General features: G+C 47.2%; 10 protein-coding genes and 1 pseudogene. 6 read left to right on the top strand and 5 right to left on the bottom strand.

All coding sequences use genetic code 11. The features are described 5' to 3' along the window. Positions 1 to 93 precede the first annotated feature (93 nt). The 3 genes and pseudogenes from DW830_RS01975 to DW830_RS01965 all read left to right on the top strand — a co-directional run bounded on the left by DW830_RS01975 (position 94) and on the right by DW830_RS01965 (position 4,159). Complete coding sequence (locus DW830_RS01975) at positions 94 to 894, top strand: polysaccharide biosynthesis/export family protein (protein ID WP_119248678.1); 801 nt, start codon at positions 94 to 96, stop codon at positions 892 to 894. A 60-nt stretch (positions 895 to 954) separates the two neighbouring features. Beyond that, a pseudogene (locus tag DW830_RS01970) lies at positions 955 to 3,404 on the top strand (GumC family protein). Between the two features lie 65 nt (positions 3,405 to 3,469). Continuing rightward, a complete protein-coding gene (locus DW830_RS01965) occupies positions 3,470 to 4,159 on the top strand; it encodes a tyrosine-protein phosphatase (protein WP_119248677.1) in 690 nt (229 codons plus the stop codon). Positions 4,160 to 4,290: 131 nt separating this feature from the next. On the opposite strand, the gene DW830_RS17240 is transcribed toward DW830_RS01965, so the two are convergent. The 5 genes from DW830_RS17240 to DW830_RS01945 all read right to left on the bottom strand — a co-directional run bounded on the left by DW830_RS17240 (position 4,291) and on the right by DW830_RS01945 (position 8,477). Further along, the gene (locus tag DW830_RS17240) at positions 4,291 to 4,386 is read right to left on the bottom strand and encodes a smalltalk protein (RefSeq protein ID WP_410524479.1); all 96 of its coding nucleotides are present in this window, start codon (positions 4,384 to 4,386) and stop codon (positions 4,291 to 4,293) included. A gap of 56 nt (positions 4,387 to 4,442) precedes the next feature. Then, positions 4,443 to 4,955, bottom strand: coding sequence for an N-acetylmuramoyl-L-alanine amidase (locus DW830_RS01960; protein WP_089544625.1), 513 nt, complete (start codon positions 4,953 to 4,955; stop codon positions 4,443 to 4,445). Between the two features lie 45 nt (positions 4,956 to 5,000). Then, entirely contained in the window at positions 5,001 to 5,573 is a 573-nt protein-coding gene (locus tag DW830_RS01955) for a DNA-binding protein (RefSeq protein WP_119248676.1), read from the bottom strand. A gap of 223 nt (positions 5,574 to 5,796) precedes the next feature. Further along, entirely contained in the window at positions 5,797 to 6,006 is a 210-nt protein-coding gene (locus tag DW830_RS01950) for a DUF4248 domain-containing protein (RefSeq protein WP_119248731.1), read from the bottom strand. A 158-nt stretch (positions 6,007 to 6,164) separates the two neighbouring features. After that, on the bottom strand, positions 6,165 to 8,477 hold the full coding sequence (locus DW830_RS01945) for a BT4734/BF3469 family protein (RefSeq protein ID WP_119248675.1): 2,313 nt from the start codon (positions 8,475 to 8,477) through the stop codon (positions 6,165 to 6,167). 348 nt (positions 8,478 to 8,825) lie between these two features. Here DW830_RS01945 and DW830_RS01940 point away from each other — a divergent pair, with 348 nt between their 5' ends. The 3 genes from DW830_RS01940 to ltrA all read left to right on the top strand — a co-directional run bounded on the left by DW830_RS01940 (position 8,826) and on the right by ltrA (position 13,053). Continuing rightward, positions 8,826 to 9,278: a hypothetical protein gene (locus DW830_RS01940; RefSeq protein ID WP_119248674.1), complete on the top strand. Its 453-nt coding sequence runs from the start codon at positions 8,826 to 8,828 to the stop codon at positions 9,276 to 9,278. 238 nt (positions 9,279 to 9,516) lie between these two features. Continuing rightward, on the top strand, positions 9,517 to 11,082 hold the full coding sequence (locus tag DW830_RS01935; protein WP_119248673.1) for an ATP-binding protein: 1,566 nt from the start codon (positions 9,517 to 9,519) through the stop codon (positions 11,080 to 11,082). A 708-nt stretch (positions 11,083 to 11,790) separates the two neighbouring features. Beyond that, on the top strand, positions 11,791 to 13,053 hold the full coding sequence (ltrA, locus tag DW830_RS01930; protein ID WP_119248672.1) for a group II intron reverse transcriptase/maturase: 1,263 nt from the start codon (positions 11,791 to 11,793) through the stop codon (positions 13,051 to 13,053). The last annotated feature ends 113 nt before the right edge of the window (positions 13,054 to 13,166 follow it).

Here is a 13,166-nt window from a genome sequence, read left to right as displayed (position 1 = left end):
GGATAATCTTCTATCATTTACAAATAGAAATATATAAAAGAAGAAAAGGATATAAGGTGTATGATAAAAAAAATGCATTATTTAGATAAAAAAATGAAATTTCGTAAATTTATGCTGTTAGGTGCCCTAGGGGTAGCGCTCCTAACCGCTACATCTTGCGGCGCACCGAAGAATGTAGCCTACTTTCAGGATTTAAACAACAATCCTGATACCGTTATCACCCTGCAGAACAAAGTTATTACTGTAAAGCCTACCGATAAAATCTATATTGGGGTCAAGAGTAAGGATCCGCAGATCTCACAGCTCTTCAATCTTACAGGCGGTACAAACAGCGGTGGTACTTACAATATGTCGCAGGATGCCTATTACTATACAGTAGATAGCAAGGGAGAAATCGATTTCCCAGTTGTGGGAAAGATGCAGGTGGCTGGTCTCACCCGTGAGCAGATTGCCGAAAAGATAAAGAAGTCATTGGTTGATGCAAGTCTTGTGAAAGACCCAACTGTAACTGTAAGTCTCAGCAACCTCCATTATTCTATGATGGGTGAAGTGGCAAAGCCAGGTCAGTATGCCATCGAAGAGGAAAAGGTGACTATCCTCGATGCCATCAGCAAGGCAGGCGATCTCACCATCCAGGGACGCAGAAACGATGTGATGGTACTCCGTCAGGAAAACGGCCACCAGAAAGTTTACAAAATCGACCTCTGCTCCGGCAAGGATATCTTCAGTTCTCCTGCTTACTATCTCCAGCAGAACGATGTGGTATATGTTACACCTAACGATACCAAGAAGAGAAGCTCTACTCTCAATGGAAATACTGTGCAATCTACGGGATTCTGGATGAGCATCTCATCTCTCATCGTTACCATTCTCACATTCTTGAAAGTTAATTAATATCAACAAAAAATGATACAGAATACAACTCCGGCGAATCAGCCAGCACAGCCAAATCCGATGGCTCGACCTAACCAGGAAGAGGATTTCATCCGTATTCAGGATCTCCTCTATCTCTGTCTGACACAGTGGCGTTGGTTCATCCTCTCACTGGTTGTAACCTGCGGCATCGCCATTTATTACAACCTCACCACCCCTAATGTATATCAGCGCACTGCATCCCTGATGATCAAGGATGAGAGCAAGGCGCAGGGCATTGGCAGCGATGTAGCTTCCATGTTCTCCGATATGGGTATGGGAAACATGAAGAGCAATGTAAACAATGAACTCATTGCCATTCAGTCACCAGCCGTTCTCCTCGAGACTGGTAAGAGATTGAAACTTGATGTGGATTATGCCATCGATGGACGTTTCCATAAGGAGGCACTCTATGGCGCAGATCTCCCAGTCACAGTAGATTTCGTAGGATTCACCGATGAGCAGAGCGGAAGCTTTAAGCTCCAGCTCAAGGGCGATGGCTCTTATGTTATCAGTAAGCTCAAGGGAGTTACCCGTGATAATCTCCCAGTAGATGACAGTGATGAAATCACCGGTAGAATCGGACAGATCATTCGCACTCCATTGGGTAAGATTAAGGTGGATAAGGCTCCTGCCTTCACACAGTTTGTTTCTGGTGAAGACGAACCGGTACTCTATGTATCACGTTCCAATGTTTATGCAATGACCGACCGTATCAAGGGTTCCCTCTCTGCTAGTCTGAGCGATGTGAAATCTACCGTCATCGACCTTACTTATAAGGATGTGCTTGCTAAGCGTGCAGAAGATGTCATCAACAACATCATCATCGTTTACCGCAAGAACTGGTTGGAGGATAAGAACCAGATGACCATCTCCACCTCTCACTTCATCACTGAGCGATTGGGCGTCATCGAGCGTGAGTTGGGCGATGTTGATAAGAATATTTCAGCCTTCAAGAGCAGCAACCTGCTGCCTGATGTAGAGGCTGCCGCACAGCAGTATATGCAGAAGAGCACCGAGTTGATAAGCAGATTATGGATCTCAATTCCCGTCTCGCCATCGCTCAGTATATCCGAAATTATCTTACTGGTAAGGTTGGCAAGAACCAGCTTCTTCCATCTAATACCGGTATCGAGAGCCCTGGTATCGAACAGCAGATTACCGAGTACAATAAGAGTCAGTTGGAGCGCAACAATATCGTCGCCAACTCCAGCGAGCAGAACCCATTGGTAGCAGATTATGATCAGAGCCTTACCTCTATGCGCAAGAGCATCTCTGCTAGTCTCGATAACTTCGTGGTAACCCTGAAGACTGAGTTGGGCACCCTCCAGGCTAACGAGGCTGCTACTACTTCTCAGATTGCCAGCAATCCTAACCAGGCGAAGTACCTGCAGACTGTTGGCCGTCAGCAAAAAGTTAAGGAGGCGTTGTATCTCTTCCTTCTCCAGAAGCGTGAGGAGAACGAGTTGTCTAAGGCGTTTACCGCATACAATACCCGTATCATCACCCCTCCAACAGGAGACAACACCCCTGTGGAGCCGGTTCGTCGCAAGATCTTGCTCATCGCTTTGGTATTGGGCTTCCTTATTCCAATGGTAGTCATCTATATCCGTGAGAAGGCAAATACCACCGTTCGTGGCCGTAAGGATCTCAAGAAGGTCAACGTACCATTCCTCGGCGAGATTCCATTCTCTATCAGCCGCAAGAACCGTCCAACTCTCGAGCAGCGCATCAAGTTCTGGAAGAAACCTAAAGAGGTTCGTATGATTGTGGTGAAGGCAGGCAAGCGCGATATCGTCAACGAGGCTTTCCGCGTATTGCGTACCAACTTCGAGTTCACCATCGGAACCCATCCGGAGCAGAATGTCATCGTGTTCACTTCATTTAATCCAGGTTCTGGTAAGAGTCATATTGCTGCCAATATGGCGATGTCGCTCGCTATCAAGAAAAAGAAAGTTTTGTTGATAGATGGTGACCTCCGCCATGGTTCAACCTCTATGTTGATTCATAGTCCGGGCGAGGGATTGAGCGATTACCTGAATGGTAGAATCGCCGACATCCACGACATCCTCTATAAGGGTGAAGAAAACGGATTGGTTAAGAATTTTGATGTGATTCCTATTGGAACCATTCCTCCCAACCCAACCGAGCTTCTCTTCACTCCATTGCTTGAGCAGATGATTAAGACCATGCGCGAGGAGTATGATTATGTATTCATCGACTGTCCACCTATCGAGGTCGTCGCAGATACCCCAATATACGAACAGTTTGCCGATCGTACAATCTTCGTGGTTCGTGCCGGCTTGATGGAGCGCAGTATGTTGCCTGAGGTGAATGCCCTCTACAAGGAGAAGAAGTTCAAGAACATGACATTGATTCTGAACGGAACCAAGGCACAAGGTGGCAGATATGGCAGCCACTACGGCTATGGTTACGGCTATGGTTATGGCTATAACTATAATAAGGAAAAGAATGGGGGGGCAAAATCTTAAATAATTGGATTATAGAATAATAGAAACAAATGTTTAAATTCTTCCAGAAAATATTTAATCAGAGTATGCCATCAGGGGAGCGAGAGCTTCTCCCTGGTGGCATTGATTTTCATTGTCATATCCTTCCAGGGGTAGATGACGGGTTTCAGGATCCGGAAAAGAGTCTGGAGCAGTTGAGAATCTATGAGGCGATCGGCATGAAGGAAGTGTGGTTCACCCCACATATTATGGAGGATGTACCGAATGAGCCGGAAGAACTCCGCCGTGTCTTTGCAGATTTCAAGGAGAAGTATCTTCAGGATTTTGCCCAGCGACATCCGGGATATCAGGCAGAAGGAGCGAAGCAATCTTCTGCGACTGATGCCGAACCGTTGCGATTGCATCTGGCTGCCGAGAACATGTTGGATGCTCTTTTCGAGCGTAGATTAAAGGCGAACGATCTTCTTCCGTTAGCCGAAAAGTATCTCTTGGTAGAGACTAGTATATTCGCCCCACCGATGAATTTCCGAGGCTTGTTGGAGCGCATCAAGAATAAAGGCTATACCCCGATTCTTGCTCATCCCGAGCGCTATCTGTATATGAAGAAAGAGGATTACGAGGCTTTGAAGTCGCAGGGCATCAAGTTCCAGCGCAACCTGTTCAGTCTGAAGGGGCAGTATGGTGAGCGGGTTCAGAAGCGTTGCCGTCAGCTTCTGAAGTGGCAGATGTATGATTTCGTAGGCACCGATCTCCACCGCCTCTCGCGATTGGAGTAAAAATGGCAGCCGAGGACGGGCTAAAAGCCCCCAAGTACCTAGGTGCCTCAAAGAACGTAACCCCGGCGGATTTGCGTTCTTGAAAAAGTAAAAAAGGGTGCGCCATAGACTTATGACACACCCTCTTCTTTTTATCCTCTGCAGGATTGGACACAAACTGCAGAAGCAATTGCGGTTAAAACCGTAATAATCAAATCAATGATTTTTTTAAGAGTTTCTTTTTTCATAGGCACAATCAGATTTATAGGAAAATAATCATTCATCATTAAGAATCATAAAGTAATCAGAAAGGAAACAATTCAGCCGCATTAAAGCACGGACACTCCTTAGGAGTGGCACCCGGCAAATCCCTATGCCCAACGATTTCAGCCTGAGGAAACAGAATCTTCAACTGTAGCAGCAGATGACGAATCACCCTGTACTGAGCATGCGTCAGTGTGTTGGCAGGGCGCCCCTCCTCATCCAAGCCACCCTCGTAGCAGATACCGATAGAACATCTGTTGTAAGGTCTGGCATGAGCACCCACCTCCAGCAGTTTTCTGAACTGCGTCAGGCTGCCATCCTTTCTGCAGTAGAAGTGATACCCCACGGTGCGGAAACCACGAGCCTTGTGGTCACGGAGAAGCTGCTTCTCCGTATAGTTGCGGTTGCATTTGGTTGCACTGCAGTGAATCACCAGAAAACGGACACTCTGGGGAGAATCCATCATTTTGCCGTCTTCGTTGTAGGCAAGGAGAAGGTGCTCATTGAGCACCTCCTCATCACCAATGGTCATAGGAAATTTTTCAGTTACCATCGTTTAGAGTTCTTTAAGATTCATTCAATCAATCAGTTAGTAAATCTAGAGACTTACGTTATCACCAGATTCGGAGCCGCCAGTATCCTTACCAGGTTCCTGCGACCCCGTTTGCGAGCCGCCCTGCTGAGGGGTGTTGGTACCTCCCGATCCTCCCTGCGAACCATTCGGATCGGTAGTAGTACCGCCACCACCATCATCAGAGCCATTTTTCTTCTTCTTGGGTGTATGCCTTTTCAGGTTGGCATCCAAGTTCAGATTCACGAAGCGGAAGTTTCCGGTAGCACGTGCTCTCATTCTCACGCCCAGAACATTCTTGAGCACCGAGAAATCATCCTCAGTAGCTGCACCCTCCTTGTTCTTGATGCCAATGTAGAAAATGGCGAGGTTGTCCAGTTTCACGTTCTTACCAGCGAGCAGAAGCTCCTTGATGTGTACCACGGCATCAGTCAGGATGCCCTGAATGGTGCCGGCAGAGAAAGGCGAATTGAAGGTGTGCATCTGTTCTGCCAGAGCTTCCAGGTCAATCGTCTCAATAACGTGAGGCTTGGCATAATACTTGCCGTAAGCCTTCTCGTTCTTCTTGTTGTTGTTTTTCTTTAAATCGTACTCGATCATAAGGCATTAAAGGTTTTGGTTGTTGTTGTGTTTCTGTTAAGCGCTGCGCTATGAGACAGAGTACCGGCGGAAGGACCCGATCCGCGAAGTGTTTCTGAATCACGATGCAAAGATACTACATTGCCAACCCCCCAAAGTACAATGGATATACGATGGTAGTACGATAGCCACCGAAATGGGCAAAGCCACTTTTCTGAGTACGATTCAAGGGTGGTCAGCCCCCTTATGGCTCGCCCAGATACTCGTAGATCAGCATCACCATCCGTCGGCTGAAAGTCTTGTCCCTGGGATGATAGCCTTCGTTCCTGAGCGCCGTTACCAGTGGAGTACAGTGGTTGATGAGTCTCATCAGATGATTCACAGCCACATGCTTGGATTGCATAGGATAGTAGAGCCATGCCAGCTCGAACTTATTGTATATTTTTATCTTCATGTGATAGGTATTTTTTGAAATGATACTCTTCATTGTTCAAGACGTCACTGAGAGGTCGTCAGAACGTCTCCAAGAGGTCGTCAGAACGTCACTGAGCACCCCTCAGAAGCATCCTGACGCATCGTCAGAAGCATTCCGGCGACCTCTCAGAACGTCACTTACTTTTTCTTCTTCTTATCATCCTGTATTTTGATATTCAGATCCATCAGATAACTATTCTTCTGGCATCCGTCCCATTCCGATGGCGAGATGATCGCCTCGATGTTGATTTCGCCCGGCTGCTTCTCTATCACCGCCCATCCGTTGCCGTAAGAGCGGTGAATCTTCCTGAATCCCAGACTGATCATCACGCTCGCCAGGTTCTGCTGAGCCAGATTGTGGTTCATCGCATTGCAGCAGCCGATGCGCTCCATGATCTCGGAAGAGAAGCGGAACTTGATGAGACTCGGATCCGTGTCAGGCTGAGGTACACGATAGTAGCGCAGGATCTGGTCGGACATCAGGTTCACGCCCATGAACATCTCGTTGTGCGCCTTCATCTCCTGGATGTCCTCGTTGGTCAGCCAATATACCCAACCATCCTCCTTCTTCTTCTGTCGCTCCGTCACCTCCTTGCCCAGAGCCACTGCCTGGCTATATACGTGGGTATAGTCGATCGGGTTGCTGATAGGGCTCACGATGTTCTCCACCAGCCAAGGGCAGTAGCGGCGGTTCTCAGGGTCTGTAATCAGGTGCATCGTATTGCTGGTGCCGCAGAGCGCCGCACGGTGCATCAGTTCTGAGCGGTACTTATCGTAGGGGCGACGGATGGAGAACACCAGTTTGGTGACGTTGCTCTTGAAGGCACTCTGGTTCTTTCCCGTCACCTGGTCCAACTCATCGCAGCACATCAGCGCCTTGCTGGCGAAGGCTTCCATCACATCCTTGTCGGTATAGTTGGCAGTAGATTCATTGATGAAGTACTTGCGCAGGATAGGAGGCAGGGTGTAGTAGAAGGAGGTAGTCTTGAAAATGCCGCCCCTGCCCACGAAGATGAGCATGGTCTGCGCCACCACGTTCGGCGTTACCCATGCCACCACCATTGCCACGAGCCATTTCTTGAAGTAATATCTGAATCGCTCCTGGGTATGACCGTAGCCCGGACAGTAAGCCACTGTCACTCTGTCGGCAAGTTCAGAGATGTAATCCTTCTTGCCGTCCCATTTGGGCAGATTCGAAAGATAGTCGTACATCGGGTCCCAAGGCTCGCTGAAGTCGCTGTTGATCACGGAGTGCAGCTTCTGTGGAGTAATCGCCAGCCCCTCCTCATCCATTTTCGACCAGATGGAGTTCTCGATGTTGTCGTCTATCTGCGTCCAGTGATGGAACTTGCCTTTCAGGCTCAGGCTGAGGATCTCATAGTATCCGGTCACCATGTTGTGATGGAACTCATATCGCATGCTGAGCCACTGCTTGATTACCTTGGCAGAAGGGCGTTTGCCGTAGGTCTCACCCTTCTCGTAGAAGTGCCAGGTGCCTTTTCTCTCCACGTGCTTGTAGCAGGAGTTGATTACGCTCGCCGTATCGGGATAGTCCTTGCTGAAGTGCTCGATGGCATAGTTGAGCACCTCCTGCTGGTCGATGCCGTATCTCAGGCAGATGTTGCCGAAATGGCAGACATAGCCGTTGTGGAGTTTACTTTCGAAGACATATCCCTGGTCAGCCATCATTTTCAGGATCTTTTCAGCGGCTTGTTCCATACTAGGCACACCTTTTGCTAATAGAATCATTTTCTGGGATGGCTTTTTGCGGGTGCGTTTCGCATACTTCGCCTGCAGCGCCTTCTTGGTATAGAGCTTCTTCAGGTCTTTCAGGTTCAGGCTAAAGATCAGGGCATTCCAGTTGAAATAGGCATGGGAGTCGTAGGCAAGTCCGCACATGCGGGTGATGTCCGTGCACTTGTCATCGGCAGTGATGCCGAGCAGCGCATTGTAGTACTCCATCGCCTTCTGCAGGTTGGCCTCGAAGAGTTCCAGAGCCGAGAGCTCATCATCATCCACGCTGTCGTAGCTGGCGATGATGCGGAATCCACGTCCGCTTGCCGTAACGAAGAGCACCTTGGTGTGCGGATCCGCCTTCGCCTTGCGGATGCACTCCTCCATGAGCTGTGCGTCCACGTGGTCGTAATCCAGGGCGATGTTGCGAAGCACCTTCTTGATGTTTCGCATCTCCTTGCCGTAACCATCCATCAGAGCAGCCACAGTGATGCCCGGCATCTGGATTTTCACCTCCTGTGCAAGCTGCTTGCTGATGGCGAGGCGCTGACGGTACTCCAGGGTACGTGCCTGGGTGAGAGGATCCTTGGTGATGATTCTCTCTAACTCCTCCCAGCTGGTGAGAGGACGACTTTCGCTTGATGCGATAGCGTAGAAGAAAGAGGGCAAGATAGCCTCTGCATTCTCTTGATTGTTTGATGTTGTAGGTATCATCATTACTATTGTTTAAAATTGTAAGTGTTTATGCTGATAAAGGCATCAAGGATACAGGTGTGTGAAGGGGGGATATGAAAAAACTAGCGTTAAAACACTGTTAAAAACAGTATCTAACTAGTTGATATTCATTTCTTTTATCTTTCGCGTACGCTGTTATATCAAAGATGTTAAGCCACCCCCTTCACATAAGCGTATGATTTGACGTGATTGTCAACTGGGTACAAAGGTAAGACAAAGAATTGAAATAACCAAACGCGGTTTCCGTATATCGGAAACCGTTAAAATTAATTTAAATAGTTATGAAATTATTAGACTTTTTTAGACAAGCAATGGCATCTGTCATTCAGTTTGCAGGGAAAAAAAGGTGTAGCCCGTTCCCTCGAAGTGTTCAACCATTTACTCCGTCTGGTTCATGACTGGGTACAGAAAGCCGTCAACAACGGCAGTCTTCAGGATCCTCATCACACCTGGGTGTTGAACAACAAGGATCTTCCCGATGCTTATGGGGTATCGGGAGGATTCATACGTCGTGGTCTGAACGACGATTTTGACCCCTCATTGAGTGATGCGATCCGAATGACGGTCTGGTTATTGGATCATGCTTTTCCTGTGACGGATCATCCAACGGAGCGAGAGGAGAAAGAATCAGAGAAGCAGCGAGTAGAGTTGCTTTTATCTCTGACGGATGCGATGTTGTCAGACAGTGAGCACATCTCGCATCATCACCGTAAACTCTTCAGTGCCCCCTTGAAGGATTTGGTTCTGAAGTACTTCTCGTCACCAGGCGGAGCAAAAGATTAATCCCCCACGAATCCCTCCTCTCTCTCTCTCATGATTCCTTAGCTCCAGACAATCGCAACTCTGTTGCGTAAGCACTCTCAGCCAGGGATAAGGCAATCAATGAAATAAGTGGTGAAGAGCAGGTCGCAAGGAATTTGTTCTCCTGGACCGGGATTGTTTTTTTTGTTAAAATCGTAGAAATGCTTGGTTGTTTGGAAGAATTGATGTATATTTGCAAATAAATAGATAGCGTTTGATTATGGCAAGAAAATTATATCCTATAGGAATTCAGACATTTGAGCGTATCCGCAAGGAGGATAAGTTCTATGTAGATAAGACGGAATATGTCTATCGTATGACCCATACGGATGGAAAGTTTTTCTTCTTGAACCGACCACGCCGTTTCGGCAAGTCGCTGCTGGTTTCCACTTTCAAGAGTTATTTCGAAGGCAAGAAGGAACTGTTCAAGGGGCTTGCCATTGAGGAGCTGGAGAAAGAGTGGAACGAGTATCCTGTACTGCACTTCAGTTTGGCTGGAGGCAAACATATGGAGAAGGAACAGCTGGATCAATACCTCTTATATATATTGAAGGAAAATGAGGATAGGTTTGGAGTGGATTGTGATTCTCCAGCCCCAAACGTTCGTTTGCTCAACTTGATAAGAACAGTTACTGCAAAGACTGGCAAGCAGGCTGTGGTGCTCATCGATGAATATGACGCTCCGCTGCTGGATGTGGCGCATGAAAAGGAAAAACTCGATGTGTTGCGCAATACGATGCGCAATTTCTACAGTCCCTTGAAAGATTGCGAGCCATTGCTCCGTTTTGTGTTTCTTACGGGCATCACGAAGTTCTCGCAGCTCAGCATCTTCAGTGAGCTGAACAATATCAAGAATGTGAGCATGGACGAGCCTTATGCCGGTATCTGCGGCATCACCAAGGAGGAAATGTTGACCCAGATGAGCGATGACATCGATGCTCTTGCTGAGCATCTGGAACTGAACAGGGAGGAGACCATCCAGGAGCTGAAAGACCATTATGATGGTTATCACTTCTGCTGGCCATCGCCTGATGTCTTCAATCCTTACAGTTTGTTGAATTGCTTTGCTGATGGCAGAATGGATGATTACTGGTTCGGATCGGGCACACCTACCTATCTCATCAATATGATGAGAAAGTATGAATTCTTGCCTGCTGACCTTGGCGAAACCATAGAGGTGGGCAAGAAGGACTTTGATGCCCCCACCGAAACGATGACCACCATCGTACCTTTGCTCTATCAGAGCGGGTATGTCACCATCAAGGGATATGACAAGCCTACAAAATTGTACCTGTTGGCATTGCCTAACCAGGAGATAAGGGTGGGGCTATATGGAAGTCTCTTGCCTCATTATCTGACGGACAAGTCGGCGAAGGCTAACACGACCATCGCCAAGATGTCGGTATTGGTAAAGAAGGGGGATATGGATGCTGCCTTCTGCCTGTTGAACGACTTTCTGGAGACGGTGCCTTATTGTGACAACACCAACTACGAGGGGCATTGGCAGCAGTCGCTCTACATTATGTTTGCCCTGCTCACCAACTATCGCATCATAGTGGAGCAGCATACGGCAAAGGGCAGAATCGATATCACGCTGGAGACTGCTGATACCATCTACGTGATGGAGCTGAAGTTCAACAAGAGTGCCGAGGAGGCTCTCGCCCAGATAGAGGCAAAACACTATGCCGATGCTTTCAAGATGAGCGGCAAGAAGGTGGTGAAGATAGGCTTGAACTTCTCTGTGAAGGACGAGGTGAACAGCCTGGAATGGAAAATAGTATCTTGAATGAACATCCCCCATTCTTACTTTGATGTAAGGGTGGGGGATGCTTTTTTGTTCAAAAGCGTTTGCTTTTCGTTCAGTTTTTGTTTTTTCTTGCAAAAATGTGAGGGAGATTCGATGTTTATTCGTATTTTTGCAGGTGGATAGTGTGTCCTGAGACAGAATGAAGTCTGATATTGGCTATATCTGATAGATTTCTGTCGTAACTTCTAAAGAGATGGTGGAAGACCCACTGCATTCGGCATGCAGGTGCTGATTGCAAACCACTTTGTGCTGCTCTGATGGAAACAGACGGGTAGTGAACGACAATTGAAAGCCTTCCGTAAGGTTGGCAAGGTATGTGTCAAGGAGATGAACGCAAGTGAACCATTGATGAAGCATCGTTAGCAAAATTAGCAAGTCACATCAGAACCAAGGTCTTTTCTACATCTTGGGATAATGGCAGAGGAAACCTGTTTACTGTCTGCTGGGTGTGCGGTGTAAAGGTGGCATGAACTTGACATGGGCTCTTTGGAGGAACAGGAGAAATAGGCATGGAATGCCAAGGGAAAATGCTGAGAGCCGTTAAACGCAAGGCAGAAAGTACCGATGTCCATGTCTGTGGCGGACTACCTTGTAGTAGTGTTGAAGTCTCTGTAATGGGGATGGAGCGAAGGGGGTAGCGTGCTTAGCCAAATTTAAAGTCCAACTTAAGAAATTGAGGATGAAACAATGAACGAGGCAAAACCTTTTGTAATAGACAAACGATTGGTGTGGGAAGCTTACCACAAGGTGAAGGAAAACAAGGGTAGTGCGGGTATCGACAAGGTTGACCAAAAGACATTTGATAAAGAAATGTCCAAGAACCTTTATAAGATATGGAATCGCATGAGCTCTGGTTGCTACTTTCCCAAAGCGGTGAAGCTGGTAGAAATACCAAAATCCAATGGTGGAACTCGCCCTCTGGGCATACCAACTATTGAAGATAGAATAGCGCAGCAGGTAGTAGTATCAGTACTGACTCCTATACTTGAACCTATTTTCAAGGAAGATTCCTATGGCTATCGTCCAGGTAAGGGAGCGCACCAAGCCGTAGCCAAGGCTAAGGAGCGCTGCTATGTGAATCCCTGGGTGCTTGATATGGACATCAGTAAGTTCTTCGACACAATCAATCATGAATTGCTGATGAAGGCTGTCCGCAAGCATACAGGGGAGAAATGGGTACTTCTATATATTGAGCGATGGCTCAAAGTTCCCTATCAGACATTGAAAGGTGAAGTGATAGAGCGAACGATGGGAGTTCCCCAAGGTTCTGTGATAGGTCCGGTTCTGGCAAACTTGTTCCTTCATTACGTCTTTGATGAATGGATGTCGCGTAACTATCCAACGATTCCGTTCGAGCGTTATGCTGATGACACCATCTGCCACTGCGTATCGGAGAAGCAAGCCCAGTTCTTGAAAGCTGTTCTAATGAAACGCTTTGAAGAATGTGGATTGAAACTGAATGAGGAGAAGACAAAGATAGTCTATTGTAAGGATAGCAATCGAAGAGGTGACTCGGAGCATACTTCCTTTGACTTTCTAGGCTTTACCTTCAGACCTAGAGGTGCAAGAAACAGAAAGACGGGTCAAAACTTTACTGCTTTTCTCCCTGCAATAAGCAGGAAGTCGATGAAGAGGATTAAAGAAGCCGTAAGGGCTTGGAAACTGAATCGTAAGACTTTTGCTTGTCTGCTAGATATAAGCAATGAAGTTGATACGCAGATTAGTGGATGGATGAACTACTATATGAAGTTTGGTAGGTCTGAGTTCCGCAAGGTGTTGAATTACATCAATGAACGACTAACCCGTTGGGTGATGCGTAAGTACAAACGCTTCTCCAAGGGTAAGAAGTTAGGCAGAGCATATGAATGGCTTGTAGAATATGCGGCACATAACAGAAATGAGTTTTCACACTGGGTGAAGGGATTTGTACCCTATCCACGTCTAGGTTAATAAAGAATATAAACTAAGAAACAAAAGAGTTAAGTACGAAGAGCCGTGTGATGGGAGACTGTCAAGCACGGTTCCGAGAGAAGGGAGGGTGAAACTCCCTCCACTTACTCGAC

Origin of the sequence: Prevotella sp. AM34-19LB, assembly GCF_003468525.1 — a bacterium.
Lineage (GTDB): Bacteria > Bacteroidota > Bacteroidia > Bacteroidales > Bacteroidaceae > Prevotella.
Note: the sequence above shows the minus strand (reverse complement) of the source record. Positions and strands in the feature narration are given on the sequence as shown.

Bases quoted from the DNA above. Each gene is read 5' to 3' on its own strand.
- DW830_RS01965 (WP_119248677.1), top strand. From the start codon at position 3,470: ATGCCATCAGGGGAGCGAGAGCTTCTCCCTGGTGGCATTGATTTTCAT.
- DW830_RS01960 (WP_089544625.1), bottom strand. From the start codon at position 4,955: ATGGTAACTGAAAAATTTCCTATGACCATTGGTGATGAGGAGGTGCTC.
- DW830_RS17240 (WP_410524479.1), bottom strand. From the start codon at position 4,386: ATGAAAAAAGAAACTCTTAAAAAAATCATTGATTTGATTATTACGGTT.
- DW830_RS01950 (WP_119248731.1), bottom strand. From the start codon at position 6,006: ATGAAGATAAAAATATACAATAAGTTCGAGCTGGCATGGCTCTACTAT.
- DW830_RS01975 (WP_119248678.1), top strand. From the start codon at position 94: ATGAAATTTCGTAAATTTATGCTGTTAGGTGCCCTAGGGGTAGCGCTC.
- DW830_RS01935 (WP_119248673.1), top strand. From the start codon at position 9,517: ATGGCAAGAAAATTATATCCTATAGGAATTCAGACATTTGAGCGTATC.
- DW830_RS01945 (WP_119248675.1), bottom strand. From the start codon at position 8,477: ATGATGATACCTACAACATCAAACAATCAAGAGAATGCAGAGGCTATC.
- DW830_RS01955 (WP_119248676.1), bottom strand. From the start codon at position 5,573: ATGATCGAGTACGATTTAAAGAAAAACAACAACAAGAAGAACGAGAAG.
- ltrA (WP_119248672.1), top strand. From the start codon at position 11,791: ATGAACGAGGCAAAACCTTTTGTAATAGACAAACGATTGGTGTGGGAA.